The sequence below is a fragment of the Bradyrhizobium sp. USDA 241 genome (genome assembly GCF_049739505.1).
Lineage (GTDB): Bacteria > Pseudomonadota > Alphaproteobacteria > Rhizobiales > Xanthobacteraceae > Bradyrhizobium > Bradyrhizobium liaoningense.
Genome location: NZ_JBMGPZ010000004.1, coordinates 1,535,875 through 1,553,850 on the forward strand (window position 1 = coordinate 1,535,875; position 17,976 = coordinate 1,553,850).

Below are 17,976 nucleotides of genomic sequence, written 5' to 3' on the forward strand. Positions count from 1 at the left end.
AGGGTAAGAAGCGGCCGCGGCTCTAGCTCCTACCTCCCCAGCGCCGTCGCCTTGGCGACGCGATCGAACCGCTCCAGCGTCATGATCGCGTCCGCAAACTTCTCCGCGCGTGCGTTCAGCACCGGGCGGGCCAGCGTCAGGAATTTCTGCTGCATGGCCTGCGTGTCCGGGAACGAATTCGGCTCTCCCGACGGATCGGCATAGAGCCGCTCATGCACGCCATCGTCCGTGGTGATGCTGACGCCGGCGCCGAACGGATGGGTGCGGCCGATCTCGAGGCGGTCGTCCTGCACCACGTCGAACTTGTCGGCCAGCGCGTCGATCGCGGCATCGCCGAGCCGGTTATAGTCGTCCCAGCCGAACGAGCCCTGGTCGAGCGCGAGCGCGCCGGTGAAGAACATCGAGAACTGGCCGCCGACGATCGAGCGCGGGTGGCGCTTGGTCGCTGCATCGCCGGTCAGCGTGATGCCGTTGCGGTGCAGGCCGATCTCGACGCGCTTGACCTGGTCCGGCGTCAGATTGTGCTCTCGCCGCATCGCGATCAGCGCGTCGATCGCGGCATGGGTGTAGCGGCAGCTCGGATACGGCTTCACGCCGATCTTCATGGTCTCGTAGGTCTTGCCGAGCTCGGCGACCGCCTTGTCCGGATGCGCGTCATCGGTATAGCCGGCGAGCAGGCCGTGCTTGCCCTCGACCGATTCCGTTGCGCCAACGAAATCGTTGCGCGCCAGCGTCGCGGCGATCACGCCGTTCATCGCGGCGGCGCCGACCTGGTAGCGCTTGTTCCAGGCGCCGTTGACCAGAAATTGCAGCGAGCCAGCGGCCTGGCTGCCGGAGACGCCGAACGCAGCGATGAGCTGCTTCTCGCTGAGGCCGAACAGCTTGCCGGCCGCCGCCGCCGCGCCGTAGGTGCCGGCCGTCGCGGTCGGATGAAACCCGCGCGCATAGTGCGAGGTCGGGTCGAGCGCGTTGCCGAGCCGGCAGCAGACCTCATAGCCCGCAACGATCGCGGTCAGCACGTCACGGCCGGACGCGCCGACCATCTCGCCGACGGCGAAGGCGGCGGGAACCACCGGCGCGCTCGGATGCAGCGAGGAATCGGCGTGGGTGTCGTCGAAGTCGAGGGAATGGCCGAGCGCGCCGTTGAGCAGCGCCGCGACCGCCGGCGTAGAGCTGGCCCCGGTTGTTTGGACAGCGCCCCGCTGGATTTAAGTGGATTCCTGCCGGGTTATGCTGAACGCGGGGCTTTACGGTTTTGTCGTTGCGTCGGGAGGGCGTAGCCCGACCAGAGCGACGACAAAACCGTCGGCGACGGTCATGCGGCCATCACCATAGCTTGCGTGCCGAAGTAAGCCTCGTCGGGCGTGCGCCCGTCAAGGCTCGAGTGAGGGCGTCCCTGATTGTAGAAGGCCAGATACTTGGCAATTGACGCTCGCGCCTCGGACACGCTGTCGTAGGCGCGGAGATATACTTCTTCGTATTTGACCGTGCGCCAGAGCCGCTCGACAAACACGTTGTCGCGCCAGGCGCCCTTGCCGTCCATGCTGATGGCGATCTTCGCGTCCAGCAGCACATCGGTGAACTCGAGGCTGGTGAACTGGCTGCCCTGATCCGTGTTGAAAATCTCGGGCCTGCCGTGCTTCGCCAACGCCTCCTGGACCGCTTCGACGCAGAAGGCCGCCTCCATTGTGATCGAGACGCGATGGGCCAGGACCCGTCGGCTGAACACATCGACGACCGCCGCGAGATAGACGAAGCCACGCCGCATCGGAATGTAGGTGATGTCCATTGCCCACGCATGGTCGGGCCGCTCGATCTTCAATCCGCGCAACAGGTACGGGTAGATCTTGTGACCCGGAGCCGGCTTGCTCGTGTTCGGGCGACGATAGACCGCCTCGATCCCCATGCGCTTCATCAGCGTCGCGATGTGGCGGCGACCGGCGTATACGCCCTCCCGCCGCAGCAACGATCGCAGCATACGCGCTCCCGCGAAGGGATAATCGAGATGCAGCTCATCGAGCCGACGCATCAAGGCAAGGTCCTCGGCCGAAACTGGCCGAGGTTCATAGTAGACCGTGCTGCGAGCCAGCTTCAGGACCTTCGCCTGGCGCACGATAGAAAGATCATGATCGCGGTCGATCATCGCTTTGCGCTCAGCAGGCCCGCCTTGGTAAGCGCGCCGGACAAAAAATCGTTTTCCAACGCCAGCTCGCCGATCTTGGCATGTAACGCCTTCAAATCGACCGGCGTCTCGGCCGATGTCTTGTCATGCCCAAACACGCCGGCGGCGCCTTCCAGGAGCTGGTTTTTCCAGATCGTGATCTGGTTCGGATGAACATCAAACAGTTGCGCCAGCTCCGCCAGTGTCTTGTCGCCTTTGACCGCAGCCAAAGCAACCTTCGCCTTGAATGCCGGAGAATGCGTCCGGCGGCTCTTCTTCGTCATCTTCGCTCCTGATTCGCAGCAAGAATCCTCGCCGCTGTCAGGCAGAAAATCCACTCAAGCTACTGTCCGAATTTGCGGGGCCAGCTCTCCCATTGGAAGCACCAGCCATAGCGCTCGCCGGGCTCGACATGGAGCAGCAGGCAGCGGCTGAGCTGCGAGGGTTCAGCGATCGGAATCAGATGCTTCAATGAAATGCCATACGCCTTGCGGAAATAGGCGCAGGCCTCTTCGAGCTCGTCCTCTGAACAGGCGATGAAGTCGAGGACATTGCGCAGCTGCGCGGCGAGCTCGCCCGGCGCATAGAAGCGCAGCTCGGAGGAGGATTCGGGCAGGCGAACCAGCAGTTCGGTCTCGCCCCGGGTCCGCAGGAAGTCGCGGTAGTCGTCGGGCAGCCGAACGCCGAGCGTCTGCTCCGCGGCGCTGATGTCCGCGTCGCTGACCGGCGTGGCGGGGCGCCAGCGCCAGCCCTTGGCCGATGTCCCCGCCTTGCGGCGCGCTACATATTCCGCATATTCGGGAAACAGCATGATGACGTCGTAGCCGCCGAAGCGCGACCATTGATAGGCGTCGTCGAAGGCCTCCTCCCGACGTTCGGGAAAGAAGCCACAGAGAAGCTCGGCGCGCTGGCGAATGCGATCATGGCTCGGGGCGGTCCGGCACAAATGCTCGACGATCGCCAGAGCAGCGGCCTGGTTGCTGGCGAGAAGATAGAGGCTGCTCAGCAACTCCAGGATCTCTCCTTCGAGGTCTCGCTCTGAGATGGACCATGCATAATGCGTCTGTCCGGCGGCCCGCCGAGCGTTGAGCGCATCGCGCGCCTGTTCGGCATAGTGCAGGGTCTGCGCGAAGTCCTCGCCTGCGGTCTTGCCGTGATCGGCAGCGAGCAACAGATAAAGCGGCTCGTGCTCGGCCGGCGTGCCCCTGAGCGCTGCGATCTGCTTCGCCTGCTCGGCCAGCGGCGAACCGAGCACCAGGAGCATCAGCTCATCGAGCCCCTTCTGCCAGTCCGGCTTGGGCTGAGGATCAGGTCCGAGGTCACGCAGCGTGTAGTTGGTATGATCGGTCTCGACATAGCCGGCCGCGACGAGCTCGGCTGCATGGCGGCGGAAGGCCGTGACGGCGTCGTCAATGTCGGAAAATTCCTCGCGCAGATATTGATCCGAGTCCGGATCGTCCTCCCGGTTCATGCGGACGCCGATCACGATGGGATCACCGCCCGGGATCAGCATCAGCTCGCGATCGTCATCGCTGGGCGGGCGATGGAAGAATTTTGCCAGGTGCATGCGACCTCCAGAGGCGCCGCCGGCATCGGGGCACCACGTCTCAGTCGCTCGCTCCAGGAAACCGGTTCACGTCAGCCGGGCTGGCGAGGGACTGCGGTAGGAGTAGAAGAGGTCGACGGATAGGGTCATCGCACCGGCTCCACGATGCGCCCCATCATGTTGCGGACGACGAGCTTGTGGAAGGGCATGATCAGCGCGAGATAGGTTCTGCCGAGCAGGTTATGCGTCCGCACCAGCGTCGTCGAGGTCACCTGGCGGCTCGCGGCATTGCCCGAAATATCGACCACGATGCGGAAGTCGAGATGAGAATCGTCGAAGCCGGCGACCAGCCGCTCCGGCGTCTCACTCAGCACCGGAAACAGCCCGATCAACCCGCCCGGCGCCGGCGCGCCTTCGCCCGACGTCTTCAGCCCGAACGGCCTCACCAGAATGTTGCGCAGGCGCAGCAGTGCCCAGCGCGGCCCGTGGAGCACCATCCTGGTGCAGGCCTCGCGGGCATTGAGTGCCGCCGCGCCAACCTCCACGCGAAACGCGTCGATGAACTGCGCGCCTGTCAGCACCGTGCCGGCGTCGACATTGGGGGTGACTTCGCGGACTGTCCCGATCATCCCGCCAGTCTGCGCGTCAGCATCCGGAAGCGCAAGATCAGAAGGCCGGCATAGACGAACGTGCCGATCGAGAATCCGATCCAGACTCCGACCGCGCCGAGCCCGGCATTGAACGCCAGCACCCAGGCGATGGGAAAGGCGACGCCCCAATAGCCGATCGCCGCGAACAGCAGCGTCATCCTGGTGTCGTTGATGCCGCGCAGCGCGCCGCCCATGATGGTCTGGAGGCCGTCGGCGATGAAGAAGGTGGCGCCGACCACCAGCAGTGTCGCGGTCAGTTCGACGGTGGCGGAGCTTTCGCTGCCGCCGCCGAAGAACAGCCGGCCGAGCTGGTAGCGCCCGATGATGATGGCGATGGTCAGCGCGGACACCAGCGCGACGCCGAGCACGGCTGCGGCGAGCCCTGCGCGCTTCACCGCCGCGGCATCGCCGCGGCCGAAGGCATAGCCGACCCGCACCGTCGCCGCCATGCCGATGCCGAGCGGCACCATGAACAGCACGGCCGTGACCTGGAGCGCGATCTGATGCGCGGCAAGCGCGGCGGTCGAGATCAGTCCCATCAGCAGTGCCGCCGAGGAGAACAGGCCATATTCCAGCAGCAGCGAAAACGAGATCGGCGCGCCGATCGCAATCAGCTGGCGCATCAAGGGCCAGTCGATCCGCCATAGCCGGGCGAGCGGACGATAGTCCGCAAACGGCTTGCGCAGCCCGGCGATGGCGAGTGCCGCGACGAAGGTGCCGAGATTGACCAGCGAGGTCGCGAGCCCCGCGCCGAACAGGCCGAGCTCCGGCAGGCCGAACAGGCCGTGGATCAGGGCATAGACCAGCGCGGCATTGACGGGAATCGCTGCGACCGTGATCCACAATGGCGCCTGCGGCCGGTTCACCGCGCTCATCATGCCACGCAGGGCGATGAAGCCGAGCGCCGGTGCAATGCCCCAGGCAAGTCCATTCAGGTAGTGCTGGGCGAGGCTGGCTGAATGCGGCGCCTGTCCGAGCGCGAGCAGGATCTGCTCGCCATAGAGCGGCGAGGCCATCATCGGCAGCGAGATCAGCAGCGCGACCCAAAGCCCGACGCGCAGGGAGCGGCGGATCAGCCTGACATCGCCGGCGCCGAACGCCTGCGCCACCAGCGGCGACACGGCGGACGTCAACCCGAGCCCGAAGGTGAAGCTGACGAAATAGACCGTATGGGCCAGCGCCGCCGCGGCCACCGCATCCTCGCCGAGCCGCCCGATCATCGCGAGATCGGTGGTGATCATCGCGATCTGCCCGAGCTGCGTCAGCATCAACGGCACGGCGAGGCGCAGCGTCTCGACGAATTCTTGCGCGAGATGGTTTGGCGGCGCATCCGAGCGTGCTCGGTACGGCTGTTTGGTATCCACAAGATCAGTCATGGCAGGGGCATAGCAGCCCCGATTGGCGAAGTAACGGCAAAGAAACGAGGTGGGTGGGTCCCGCCAGAAAAAAGCGTGTGCTGAGCGAAGGAAAGTGTGGCTTGCGCCGTATTCGTCATGTGCGGCGAACTTCCGCCGGTCTCAGATTGGGAATTTGAGCATGATAGCGCGATTTGGACTGACGCTCGCCGCGGTGGTCATCGGTTCTGCCATGGGTGCTGGCCACGTCGCGGCGGCCGATCTGAGGCTGCCTGTCTCACCCCCGCCGCAAGCCCAGGCCGCGTCGGCGGCTCTCTTGAGCTGGGCCGGGCCCTATTTCGGCGTCCAGGCCGGCTATCTGTCGGGCCGCTCCGAGGTCTCGTTTCCCACCACCGGTGAATTTCATTTCGTCGATCCCAAGGGAGCCACGGTAGGCGCCACGGCCGGCTTCGCGGCGCAATGGGGCCGGATCGTCGCCGGCATCGAGGGCGATGTGAACTTCGTCGATGCGCGCGCGACCATCGATACCGGCTTTGCGCCGACCCCCGCCGTCACGCAGCTGCAATCCGCCGTCAACTGGAATAGCCATCTGCGTGGGCGCATCGGCTACGCGTTCGACCGGACGCTGCTGTTCGCCAGCGGCGGCGTTGCGATCGCAGGCGTCGAGAGCAAGGCGTTCGACAATGCGAGCGGCACTGTTGCGAACTGGAGCGACACCCGAATCGGCTGGTCGATCGGAGCGGGCGCGGAATTCCGCTTCGCCCGGCCGGCGTCGCTCCGGCTCGAATATCTCTATGACAATTACGGATCAAAGACGCTCGGAGCGCAGACGGTCGGGGCGACCGCTTTCGGTGAGCGCGAATCCAGGCTCGATACGCATACCGTTCGAGCCGGCGTGTATTGGCGCTTTTGACCGGGGCTGTCGCGGCTTGTTGCCGCAGGTGCCTCAATTGAAGCGGCGGTGCGCCCCGGCAATGCGGCATATCTCTCCTGGCCGAGGCCGGCTCGCACTCCGCAGCAACGATGGCCGCAGGCCAGGGCAACAGATCGAGATGATGGAAGAGCCATCGGACGAGGCCTTGATGGCGGAGGTTTCGGCGCGGCGGCAGCATGCGTTTCGTATTCTCATGCGGCGTCACATGCCGCGGGCGCTGCGGGTCGCCGAGCGGATCGTCCGCGATCCGGTCGAGGCCGATGACATCGGCCAGGAGGCGTTCATGCGCGTCTGGACTCACGCGGCTTCGTTCGATCCGCAGGTTGCGAAATTCACGACCTGGCTCTACCGCATCGTCCTCAATCTGACGTTCGACCGCACGAGGCGCCGCACGTTCCAACCGCTCGATGCGGCAGGTGATGTGCCCGATACGGGGCCGCACGCGGTCGAGCGGCTGATCGCCGATGAGGAATTCCGCCTGCTCAAACCGCGCAATGCTCGGACTGTCGGACCGCCAGCGCGGCGCGATCGCGCTCTTCCACATGGAGGGATTGAGCGGCGAGGAGGCGGCGAAGGCGATGAACCTCAGCGCCAAGGCGTTCGAATCGCTGCTGGGCCGCGCCCGCACGGCGCTCAAGGCAAATGTTCAGAAAATACAAGACACGGGGAGCTACGCATGACGCCCGATCAGTTCAGACGATTGGCCGAGACGTGGGGAGGCGATGTCGAGCGCTGGCCCGCGGCAACGCGTGAGGCCGCGCGGCGACTTGCGGCGAGCGCGGAAGGGGCTGCCGTCCTGGATCAGCAGGCGCGCCTCGACCGCCTCCTTGCGGTCGCCCCGGAGATCGAGACGGAAAGGGCGGATCGTTCAAGCTTGCTTGTCCTGCAAAGACTGGCCGCGATGCCGCAGCAGCATCGGCCGCCGTGGCATCGCCGCCTGCTGCGCTGGCCGGCTCTCGTTCCCGCCGCAAGCCTCGCCTGCTCCGTGATGGTGGGCGTGTGGCTGGCGGGGGCGATTCCCTATGTTCATCCGCCGTCGGACCCCTTGTCCGTCGTGAGCGGCGTCTTCGACGTCTACGCAATCGGTTTTGGATCGGTGCAATGAAGTTCTGGCGAGAATCGTCTACTCATTTGCGAGCGCTCGTGCTGCTGTCGCTCTGCCTCAACGTCATCCTGTTCACCTATGTCTCGGTGCAATGGCTGCAGCCCGGCGGCTTCCTGCCGGGCGCCGGAGCGCCGCTCCGGATGATCGAGCGTGTGGCCGAGAGGTTGCCGAAGGAAGACGCAGAGATCCTGTGGAGCATCTATCAGGGCAAGGAGGCCGAGCTGCTGCCTCTCCAGACCGAGTACCGGCATGCGCTGATGAAGGCCATGAAGACTGCCGCACAGACGAATCTGGACAGGGCCGAGCTGGCAGCGGCCGTGAAGGATGCCCGCGACAAGCGGCTGAAGATAGGTGACCTCGTCGTCGCAACCTTCGTCGAGATGCTGGAGCGAATTTCACCGAAAGGACGCCGCCAACTCGTCGGCGGCTATTTTCGCTGAATCTGGCAGGGTGAACGAGGGATTCCGTCCGTCCAGACGTATCACCTACATCGATGTCTGCGAATTGATGGAGATGACATGGTGCAACGATTTGGCAGGGCGGCAAGCGGACCGGCGGTGAGTTTCTCGCGACGGGCCCCCGTCTATGTGCGCGCGGCTCTTGCGGCCGCGAGCTTGATCGCACTTCTGGTGCTGTTTCTTTCGCAAGCTTCCGCGCAGGACGCGCGGAGCGAGGCAAAGCAGGCCTGCAAGGCGGACTATTCGCGCCTCTGCGCGGGAACGATGCCGGGCGGCGGCCGCATTCGCAAATGCCTGGGGGACAATTACGCGAGCTTGTCCGCGGCCTGCAAGCAGGCGTTCGACGCGAACCCGCCAAAATAGGATGGTGGGCTGAGCATGATCCGGAAGAGCGCGCAGCGGTCGTCCGGAAGGATCATGCTCGAACGACGACCCACAGCGCGATGACGGTCCGTTCCAATCGCATCGCGCTTCAGCTACGCGCCGGCACGCGCTTGATCTTCGCCCCAAGCGCGTTCAGCCGTTCCTCGATGCGCTCATAGCCGCGCTCGATCTGGTCGGCGTTGTTGATGGTCGAGGTGCCCTCGGCGCACACCGCGGCGAGCAGCATCGCCATGCCGGCGCGAATGTCCGGCGACGTCATCGTCGCGCCGTGCAGGCGGCTGGGGCCGGCGATGATGGCGCGGTGCGGGTCGCACAATACGATGCGGGCGCCCATCGCGATCAGCTTGTCGACGAAGAACATCCGCGATTCGAACATTTTCTCGAACATCAGGATCACGCCCTCGCATTGCGTGGCGGTGACGATCGCGATCGACATCAGGTCGGCCGGGAACGCCGGCCAGGGCTGGTCCTCCAGCTTGGGCACATGGCCGCCGAAATCGTCCTGGATCTTCAGCGTCTGGTTCGAGGGTACGATGAGATCGTCGCCCTCGACGCGGCAGACGATGCCGAGCCGCTCGAAACCCATGCGGATCGAGCGCAGATGCTCGATGCCGGCGCGCGTGATGCGCAGCGGCGAGCGCGTCACCGCGGCAAGGCCGATCAGCGAGCCGACCTCGATGTGGTCGGGCTGGATCCGGTAAGTCGTTTCCCCCAGCGTCGCCGGCCCGTGCACGATCATGGTGTTGGTGCCGATGCCTTCGATCCTGGCGCCGAGCGCGACCAGGAAATTGGCGAGGTCCTGCACATGCGGCTCGGAGGCCGCGTTGCGCAAATGGGTGACGCCGTCGGCGGCGACCGCCGCGACCAGCGCATTCTCGGTCGCGGTGACGCTGGGCTCGTCAAGGAACACGTCCGCGCCGGCGAGCTTGGGCGCGCGGAATTCGAGCCGGTCGGTCGCGGTGACCTTTGCTCCCAGCTGCTCCAGCGCCAGCACATGGGTGTCGAGCCGGCGCCGGCCGATGACGTCGCCGCCGGGCGGCGGCAGCATCACTTCGCCGCAGCGGGCGAGCAGGGGCCCCGCGAGCAGGATCGAGGCGCGAATGCGCACGCAGAGCTCGGGGTCGAGATCGGCGGCGCGGATGCTCTTGGCGTGAATTACCAGCGTATTGCGGTCGGTCCATTCCGCCGATGCGCCGACCGAGCGGATCAGCTCGACCAGCGTCTCGGTGTCGCGGATCCGCGGCACGTTGTGGAGCGTCACCGGATGCTCGGTGAGCAGCGCGGCGGCGATGATGGGCAGCGCCGAGTTCTTGTTGCCGGACGGCTCGATCGAGCCCGAGAGCCGGTGACCGCCCTCGACGATGTATTGGATGGGCGCCACTTGGTCTCTCGCTGTCCTGTTGTGGTGGGTGGGCTGCTTCGGAGGCGGAAACTACCGATAATTGAGCGGGGTAGCAATTCTGCACTTGTCGCGGCCGCGGGTCGCTGCTGGCCCGAAGAGGCCGGCTGCACCAGCGTTTAGAACAAGCCGATGATATTCGCCACCACATAAAGGATTACGATCAGCATCAAGACGCCCATCGCCAGGAAGGAGATCTCGACGGCGATGGCGCCGGCCCCCAGTGCGGCTGCCACGCCGGCCAGCAGCCTCTCTTCGCGAAACACCAGGGCGAGAACCGAGAACAGGATGGCGAGCAGGCCGAGCGAGATCGCGCCGATGGAGGATGCCTCCCTCAACTGGCTTCCCGTCGATTTCTCGCGCGGCGGCGCCTGATATTCGACGCCTTTGACACGCGCGATCAGGCGGTCCTTCAGGCGGTGACCGGTGTCGACAATCACCTTGTCGGCTGGCGGCGGCGGATAGAGCACCGGCACGACCCAGTGCGGCAGGACGGCCGCGATCAGTGCCAGCACCCCGACGATGCTGCCGATCACGCCGAGACGGCGGGAGGGCGGGGTGGAGCTGGTCGCTGCGGAGATGGTCATGACGTGGCGCTTCCCGGCCGGAACTGGCGCTGCGGGTTCATGCCACTTCGTCGCCAGGGCTGCTGGTGAGGTTCACCGGCGCCCAAACGATCCCGGAATGCGATGGGATTGGGTGTGATTTGAGGTTGGCTTGATTTTGCGTCGAGGAGGGTTCGCCTATCCCGCTTGTGGGGGCTTCTCATCCGGCAGCAGCCCGCTTGTTCATCGGCGATCTTGTGAGCGCCACGGCAAGCACGGCGGTTAGTAACACGACTGCTATCGAATAGAACGCGTCTGAATAGGCCATTATCGTTGCCTGTTGCTTGACAAGTTCGCCGAGCAGGATCTCGGCCTGCTGATAGGAGCGCGCCGGATCTGGCACGCCATGGGGCAAGAAGTACTGTTGCATCCGGGTCAGGAAAGACTGGTCGATCGGATTGAACGACGTCACCGCTTGTCCGATGATGTTGAAGTGGAACTGCTCGCGTTTCGTGATGACTGTGGCCAGCGCGGCCGTTCCAATAGCGCCGCCCAGACTGCGAAGCATATTGAACAGGCCAGACGCCGCCGCCGATTCATCCTGCTTTATGTGCGCCATCGCGATGCTTGATAAGGGTGCGACGAGGAGCGACTGGCCGACCGCGCGCACCAGGTTGGTCAACATCAACTGCGGCCCGGAGTCGTTCAAGCTCAGATGGATATTCATGACGCAGCTCGCTGCGAACACGATCAGTCCGGCGCAGACGACCACGCGCACATCGAAGTACTTGAGGATGAGCGGGACAAAGGGAATGATGACGAGCTGCGGGAAGCCTGACCAGGCGAGCACAAGCCCGATCTGTTCGGCATTATAGCCTTGGACGAATCGAGATAGGCCGGCAACACATAGACCGATCCGAACAAGCCGAATCCGACGAGTGTGTTGGCAAGTGTACCGAGGCCAAAATTGCGATTCGCAAGCAGGCGAAGCTGCACGGCGGGCTTGTCGCTTCTCAGCTCGATGACCGCGAATGCCGTCAACATGACGGCCGCGACGATGGCGAGATGCGCGATGTAGGGAGAGCCGAACCAGTCGTCCTTGTTACCCTCGTCGAGCACGGTCTGAAAGCAGGCAAGCCCTATTGCCAACGAGCCAATGCCGTACCAGTCGCCGTCCTTGAGAAGGTGCAGCTGCATCGGCGCGTGGTCGAGGCTCGGGAATAGCAAGGCGAGCATCACGGAGCCGGGGATAAGATTGATGAAGAAGATGTATTGCCAGCCGAAGTGCTCGGTGAGATAGCCCCCGATGGTCGGCCCGATGGCCGGACCGAAGGTGGCTGTGACCGCGAATATCGCCAGCCCGATCGGGCGTTGTCCGGAAGGGAGCTTGGTAAGCAGGATGGTGAATGCCATCGGAATCATGACGCCGCCCGTGAAGCCCTGCAGCGCGCGGGTGACGATCATGGTGCCGAGGCTGTCGGCAAAGGCACAGCTGACCGAGAAAGTCAGGAAGAGCGTCACGTTGGTCAGCAGGAATCGGCGGAAGCCGAACACGCGACTGAGATAGTCGGTCAGCGGAATCATGATGATCTCGCCGATCAGGTAAGACGTCGATATCCACGCGCCGTTGTCGACCCCGGTGCCGATTCCTCCTTCGATTTCCGCAAGCGATGAATTGACGATCTGGATGTCCAGCACGGCGATCAGCGCCCCGAGCATGCAGCCATAGACGGCGACCCAGGTCCGCAGCGACGCACGCTCGGTGTCCCGATCATCGATCGCGCCGCTCATCGCTGCGATCCCTGAGGCGTGGCGCCGCGCCTTGTGTCGATTGTCGCAGTCACCGACATGCCGGGACGCAGCTTGCCGGCGAGCGGGTCGCTCGAGTCAACGGCGATCTTGATCGGAATGCGTTGAACGATCTTCGTGAAATTGCCGGTGGCATTGTCGGGCGGCAGCAGAGCGAACTCCTGTCCGCTGGCAGGTGCCAAGCTGTCGACCCGGCCACGAACTCGTTTCCCGGGAAACGCGTCGATCTCCAGGACGACGGGCTGCCCGGCGCGCACCTCGGCCAGTTGGGTTTCCTTGTAGTTCGCCACGACGTAGATCTTCGCGAGCGGGACGATGGCGAGAAGCTGGGTGCCTGGCTGAACGTACTGGCCAAGCCGCAGCGTGCGATCGCCGACGACGCCGTCAACCGGCGAGGTGATCGTGGTGTATCCGAGATTGATCCGTGCCTGCTGCAATGCCGCTTCGTTTCGCTTGAGTGTCGCCTTGGCCTGCGCCAGTTGAGCATTCAGGGTTTCGATCTGCTTTTTGGCGGCATCAAGCGCGGCCTTGTCCTTGGCGACGACCGCCGTCGCGGTATCGATCTGCGAGGCCGCCTGCTGTGCGTCCTGGACCGAGCCGTAGCCGTCGTCTGCGAGCTTGCCGTAACGTTGACTGTTCTCTTTCGCAAACAGCTCCTGTGCCTTGTCCGCATCGATCGTCGCCTCGACTTGGCGGATCACGGCCCGCTGCTGGGCGATCTCGGCCTCGATGGTCGCGATCCCGGCGGTGGCCTGCTCGACGCCGGCGGCCGCCTGTTCGACAGCTGCCTCGTAGTCGCGTTGGTCGATGATGGCCAGGACCTGTCCGATCTTCACGTGCTGGTTATCGTCAACGAACAAGGATGCGATATTCCCCGCAACCTGTGGTGCGATCGAAACGACATCGGCCTGCACATAGGCATCGTCTGTGGCGGCTTCGAAGCGCCAATGCGCCCAATACTTCCAACCGGTATAGGTCCCGCCGCAAACCGCCGCGATCGCCAGTATCACGGGCACCAAGTGTCTCAGCAACGGACGCGCCCGCTCTGTGGACGCCCTGCCCAGACGTTCGGATGCCCCAGTTGCAGCGTCTCCGGGAGGCGAGACGCGCCCCTCCGTTTCAATGCTCGTCGCGGTGGAGGTCATTGCTCCCGAGCCCTTTCAGGATGATCCAGGCATCATTGTTCAGAACGCCGGCATTGCGTCTTCTCGGGTGAGCAACCTATTGCGAGATCGCATGGCGAGTTCGCTGCATATCGGCCAAGCCGGATTACGCGAGGCGGCGGTCGGAGCGCTCGGCATTTTGGTCGCTCTCCACTGTCGTACGGAAGTGCGCTACACCGGTCCGGAAGCGGCCCTGCTCCTCGACCTCGTTCGCCAATGAGCAGGGGTGTCACCGGTGATTTCTTTGAACACCGCCGAGAAATGTGCCTGAGTGCAAAATCCGACCGCGAGCGCGATTTGGACGAGAGGCGCCTCTGTATTCAGCAGCGTCTTCGCGTGTTCGACCCGTTGAGCCAGCAGATATTCGTGGGGGCGGTATCCCGTCGCGGCCCGGAACTGCGCGGCAAAATGCATACGGGAAAGTCCGGCAACCCGAGCCAGCTCCGGAAGCCTTATCGACCGACGAAAATTCTGTTTGACGTGGTCTTGGACGCGCCGAAGCCGCCAGTTTGCCAGGGCGCCGACCTTGGTTCGTGGAAATTCGAGGCGCGCGAGCCGCATCGCCAGCGTTTGCCCGATGCAGCGGGCGAACGTGTCGTCGATCGGTTCGCCGGGTCCGAGCAGCGGGCGGGTGAGCTGTCCTGCGAACATGTCGCGAAGCAGAATAAGGTCATTCAGATGCTGAGTTGGGCGACGCTGCGCAATTGGTAGCCGATCTGTAAAGTATGAGTCTGGGACGTGGAAATGCAGGAAGTCGCAGGGTGCATCGAAGCGTGCGGCGAGCCGTTTTGAGGGAGCGCTGACATACAGCGTGCTTTCCGGCATGACGCCCTCGAAGATTGTTCGCTGCTCTCCCGTCAACTTGATGCGTGTCGTCCTCAATGCCACGCCAATGAAGTAGCGATCATTGGGGGTCACCGCCTCCTCGGTACGAGACGCGGTTCGGAGATCGAGCCAGCGCGAAATGGTGATGTCCTGGGCCAGGGACGCATCGTTTTGTTCCGGCCTGCGCCACGCCCGCTCCTCCAAAGGATATCCTCGCGGATGTCTCTTGTCGCACAACGCGGGGTGATGGCCGTGTTTGGGGGGGACCGCATGCATGTCGTCGCGCATCCTGGCTCTCCTCTGTTGGCTTGTACTTGCGATACCGAGTGGATTTAGCCTGCACTTGCTTCGGAAGGCGCGTTAGCTCCTCTTAAGAAATGTTGGATTCCGCTAAATCGAATGCTGCGACCGCCCGCCGCAGGCGTGGCGCTAGGTCGCTCACGTAGAACCGGTCTTCCCTGATATCCGAGTTCGATCAGTTACTTGCGACGATGGATAGTGGAACGCGCGTGATGGTCGCCAGAGTATGGAACGCGAAGACGCGCTACCCGGCAGCCCGGTTCGCACGTACATTTGCGAAGCCGGTAACTGCATCCAGCCGCTCAGGTTGGAGACGCGCCTTCAGGTGAAGCGGGATGATGTCGAGCAATACTCGGGCGTCGATGAGTTCCGACGCGATCATTCTCTTTGGCGACTTCCAGCTCGATCGCAGGCGTCGCTTGCTTCTCAAGGATGGAAATCCAGTACGAATTGGGTCGCGCGGCCTGGACATTCTGATCGCGTTGACCGATCGCGCGGGTGAAGTTGTCAGCAAGCGTGATCTCCTCGAGTCGGTGTGGAATGGTGTTGTGACCGACGAGGCGGGCCTGAGGGTACATATGTCGACGCTTCGCCGAGCTTTGGGCGATGGCCGGAATGATGCGCGCTACATCGTCAACGTCGCAGGCCGCGGATACAGTTTCGTTGCCGCAATCAAGCGGTCTCACACGAGCCTGGCGTCCTCGTCGGATTCCAACTCGGCTGACCGGCTGGGTCGTCAATTCCTTTCGCATCGCGGGCTTTTCGTCGGCCGCGACGAGGTCGTTCTCAGTATAAGCAGGCTTCTCGCGAGTCGACGGTTTGTCAGTATCGTGGGCGCCGGCGGCATCGGCAAGACGGCGGTCGCGGTTGCCTTGGTCGCGCGGTTGCGAGCCGAATTTGGCGACGAGAACGTCGCCTTCGTCGATTTTGGCGCGGTGCTCGAGCCTGGCTTGGTTCCTGGCAGCGTGATTTCGGCGGTTGGCTGCACATTGGGGGGATCCGATCCCGTCGCCGAACTGTCAAGCTTCCTTGCAGATAAGCGCATGCTGGTTGTCTTCGACAGTTGCGAGCACCTCCTCGATCCGATCTCGCTCCTGGCAGACCGGCTATTCCGTGATGCCCCCTTCGTCCATTTACTGACCACCTCGAGGGAGCCGTTGCATGTCGAGGGTGAGACGGTGCATCTGCTCGGTCCGCTCGCTTATCCAGCGGAGGAAGCCCCGACGGCGGTGGATGCTTTGGCAACGCCGGCCGTGCGTCTGTTCATGGATAGGGCGGCGTTCAGCGGATTCACCGAGGATCTAACTGACGCCGATGCGCCGATCGTTTCGGACATATGCCGGCGGACTGACGGAATTGCGCTGGCGATAGAGCTGGCCGCCAGCCGCGTCGGAAGTTATGGGATCCGTGGCGTTGCAGGCCTCTTGGCGCAAAATGCGGAGATGGCATTACCCATCAGACGCAATGTTTCTCCTCGACATCGAACGCTTCAAGCGATGCTCGACTGGAGTTACGATCTGCTCGCAGAAGACGAAAGGCGAACGCTTTCGCGCCTGTCCGCCTTCGTCGGTCTGTTCACAATGGAGGCGGCCTGCTCCGTCGCGGGCGAAGAAGAGAGCGACCGGGCAGCTATCGCTTCGACTCTGGAGAGACTGGTCGACAAGTCTCTGGTCTGGGTAAGACCGATCGATGAAGCGGTCTATTACCGCCTCCCCGATACGACGCGCGCCTATGCTGCGGCGAAGCTCAGCCAGTCCGAAGACGTCGAGCCGATTGCCAGTCGCCATGCTCGCTACTTTGCTTCCTTGTTCAAATCACTTGCTCTCGAGCACGGCGCGTATGCCGAGATCGGGCGCCATGCACCACACCTCGGGAATGTACGAAAGGCGCTCGAGTGGAGTTTCTCCAGCGAGGAGAATCGCAAGATCGGGATTGAATTGGCGGCCGATGCTGCGCCTTTGTTTCTTGGTCTTTGGCTGCTTGCGGACTGCAGCCACTGGTCGCGCCTTGCCTTGACCGCGATCCAGCATATGAGCGAGATGTCGCACCGGGAGGCGCGCTTGCTGGAGGCGTTCGCTGTCGCCTCCATGCATATGTGGGGCAATACGCAGGAGGTGAAAGATGCAATCCAGCGTGGGCTGGACCTGTACGAAGCGGGCGAGCAAGGATTGGCGCAACTTCGCCTTCTGGCCGGCCTCAACCTCTTCCTGACGAGGATTGGCGACTTTGATGGCGGGCTGGCGGCCGCCGAGAGATGCAAAGCCGTAGCCGACCGGAGCGGATCGATCAGCGATCGGGTCATCTCCGAATGGATGCTTGCGGCCGCCTTGCATCTTGCCGGTCATCAAGCCGATGCCATCGCCCATTGCGAACTGGGGTTTGAGCTCGAGGCCACCCATAGCCGCCTCGACCTCAATTTGTTCGGCTACGATCACCGCCTCCGCGCGGAACTCGCGTTGGCACGATCGCTTTGGCTCAGAGGGGCGGCAACGCGCGCGTGCGGGTTGGCTGTGGCGGCTCTCCATGAGGCCGAAGGGTTGTCACCGCCGAGCAACTATTGCATGGCTGTAGTCCATGCTGTCCCTATCCTGCTCTGGAATGGCGAAACTGAAGTTTGCGCCGAACATATAGATCGCGCAATCGTGCAGGCTGAAAAGCACTCTCTCAAGGCGCTCGCAGCCGCTGCCCTGGCGTTGAAGGGGGAGTGGCTCACGATGACGGCAAAACCTGCAGCCGGCGTGGAAATATTGCGCCAGGCTTTGAATCTGCTGTACCGCGAACAATTTCGCATGCTTACGTCCGCTGCCGCGCAGGCCCTGGCAGATGGATTGGCACAGAGCGGAAGGTTGGTCGAGGCACGAACGACGATCCAGACGGCGATCTCTTCAGCACAAAAAATGGGTCAGAAGTTTTCAATGCCCGGCCTGCTGCGCACGCAAGCGCAAATAATCATGAGAAGTGCGGATGCCCAGCACGACAAGGCAGAGTCATTGCTGCGGGAGTCGATCAACTACGCAAGGAGCCAAGGCGCGTTGGCATGGGAGTTGAGGGCTGCGCTCGCATTGGCCCGGCTATTGATCGTGCATGGGCGGGTAGCAGAGACGCGCGCACTCCTCGAGCCGGTCCTGGCGGCTCACGAGGAAGATTCCGGCTCATCGGATCTCCTGGACGCAACGGATCTTCTGGCGCGCTTGGCGTGATCGGGAAGAATCCGGCATGAGCGGTCAGGGGAGCCGCGGCGGCTTTTCATTTCCTTGCAGTTCATAACACCTTGGGCGTCCAAGTCTGGTCCATATTCCTCCTCTCCGCAAGACCGCTTGAAAAAGCAACCGCAGGAGCAGC

General features: G+C 63.5%; 14 protein-coding genes and 1 pseudogene. 5 read left to right on the forward strand and 10 right to left on the reverse strand.

The genetic code is table 11. The annotated features are described in order from the left end of the window. Positions 1–29 precede the first annotated feature (29 nt). The 5 genes from ABIF91_RS17080 to ABIF91_RS17100 all read right to left on the reverse strand — a co-directional run bounded on the left by ABIF91_RS17080 (position 30) and on the right by ABIF91_RS17100 (position 5,733). Entirely contained in the window at positions 30–1,208 is a 1,179-nt protein-coding gene (locus tag ABIF91_RS17080) for an MmgE/PrpD family protein (protein WP_424579371.1), read from the reverse strand. Between the two features lie 107 nt (positions 1,209–1,315). Next, a protein-coding gene (locus ABIF91_RS17085) for an IS3-like element ISRj2 family transposase (RefSeq protein WP_424579372.1) occupies positions 1,316–2,445 on the reverse strand; the annotation gives its coding sequence in 2 pieces (ribosomal slippage) (positions 1,316–2,193 and positions 2,193–2,445; 1,131 coding nt in all). 59 nt (positions 2,446–2,504) lie between these two features. Then, positions 2,505–3,728 carry an SMI1/KNR4 family protein gene (locus tag ABIF91_RS17090; RefSeq protein ID WP_424579267.1) on the reverse strand — a complete coding sequence of 408 codons (1,224 nt, stop codon included), beginning with the start codon at positions 3,726–3,728 and terminating at the stop codon, positions 2,505–2,507. A gap of 125 nt (positions 3,729–3,853) precedes the next feature. After that, positions 3,854–4,336: a DUF2867 domain-containing protein gene (locus ABIF91_RS17095; RefSeq protein ID WP_424579268.1), complete on the reverse strand. Its 483-nt coding sequence runs from the start codon at positions 4,334–4,336 to the stop codon at positions 3,854–3,856. Further along, positions 4,333–5,733 (reverse strand): MATE family efflux transporter, encoded by a 1,401-nt coding sequence (locus tag ABIF91_RS17100; RefSeq protein ID WP_028178108.1) that lies wholly within the window; start codon positions 5,731–5,733, stop codon positions 4,333–4,335. Before ABIF91_RS17100 ends, ABIF91_RS17095 begins: the two co-directional genes overlap by 4 nt. A 160-nt stretch (positions 5,734–5,893) precedes the next feature. Here ABIF91_RS17100 and ABIF91_RS17105 point away from each other — a divergent pair, with 160 nt between their 5' ends. From ABIF91_RS17105 to ABIF91_RS17120, 4 genes are all read left to right on the forward strand, one after another. Then, entirely contained in the window at positions 5,894–6,625 is a 732-nt protein-coding gene (locus tag ABIF91_RS17105) for an outer membrane protein (RefSeq protein WP_028178109.1), read from the forward strand. A gap of 139 nt (positions 6,626–6,764) precedes the next feature. Beyond that, entirely contained in the window at positions 6,765–7,751 is a 987-nt protein-coding gene (locus tag ABIF91_RS17110) for a sigma-70 family RNA polymerase sigma factor (RefSeq protein ID WP_424579269.1), read from the forward strand. 38 nt (positions 7,752–7,789) lie between these two features. Further along, positions 7,790–8,191, forward strand: coding sequence for a periplasmic heavy metal sensor (locus ABIF91_RS17115; RefSeq protein ID WP_424579270.1), 402 nt, complete (start codon positions 7,790–7,792; stop codon positions 8,189–8,191). 174 nt (positions 8,192–8,365) lie between these two features. Beyond that, positions 8,366–8,572: a hypothetical protein gene (locus ABIF91_RS17120; protein ID WP_424579271.1), complete on the forward strand. Its 207-nt coding sequence runs from the start codon at positions 8,366–8,368 to the stop codon at positions 8,570–8,572. Positions 8,573–8,681: 109 nt separating this feature from the next. Here ABIF91_RS17120 and murA read toward each other — a convergent pair whose 3' ends face one another. The 5 genes and pseudogenes from murA to ABIF91_RS17145 all read right to left on the reverse strand — a co-directional run bounded on the left by murA (position 8,682) and on the right by ABIF91_RS17145 (position 14,622). Beyond that, positions 8,682–9,974: a UDP-N-acetylglucosamine 1-carboxyvinyltransferase gene (gene murA / locus ABIF91_RS17125; RefSeq protein WP_028178114.1), complete on the reverse strand. Its 1,293-nt coding sequence runs from the start codon at positions 9,972–9,974 to the stop codon at positions 8,682–8,684. Between the two features lie 137 nt (positions 9,975–10,111). Next, the gene (locus ABIF91_RS17130) at positions 10,112–10,579 is read right to left on the reverse strand and encodes a hypothetical protein (protein WP_028178115.1); all 468 of its coding nucleotides are present in this window, start codon (positions 10,577–10,579) and stop codon (positions 10,112–10,114) included. 178 nt (positions 10,580–10,757) lie between these two features. Beyond that, positions 10,758–12,328 (reverse strand): annotated as a pseudogene (locus ABIF91_RS17135) (MDR family MFS transporter). After that, positions 12,325–13,491 (reverse strand): HlyD family secretion protein, encoded by a 1,167-nt coding sequence (locus ABIF91_RS17140; protein WP_080659895.1) that lies wholly within the window; start codon positions 13,489–13,491, stop codon positions 12,325–12,327. The pseudogene ABIF91_RS17135 and the gene ABIF91_RS17140 overlap by 4 nt, the downstream one beginning before the upstream one ends. A 189-nt stretch (positions 13,492–13,680) precedes the next feature. Further along, positions 13,681–14,622 (reverse strand): AraC family transcriptional regulator, encoded by a 942-nt coding sequence (locus ABIF91_RS17145; RefSeq protein WP_080659896.1) that lies wholly within the window; start codon positions 14,620–14,622, stop codon positions 13,681–13,683. A gap of 350 nt (positions 14,623–14,972) precedes the next feature. On the opposite strand from ABIF91_RS17145, the gene ABIF91_RS17150 reads away from it, so the two are divergent. Then, positions 14,973–17,834 (forward strand): ATP-binding protein, encoded by a 2,862-nt coding sequence (locus ABIF91_RS17150; RefSeq protein ID WP_424579272.1) that lies wholly within the window; start codon positions 14,973–14,975, stop codon positions 17,832–17,834. Positions 17,835–17,976 lie beyond the last annotated feature (142 nt).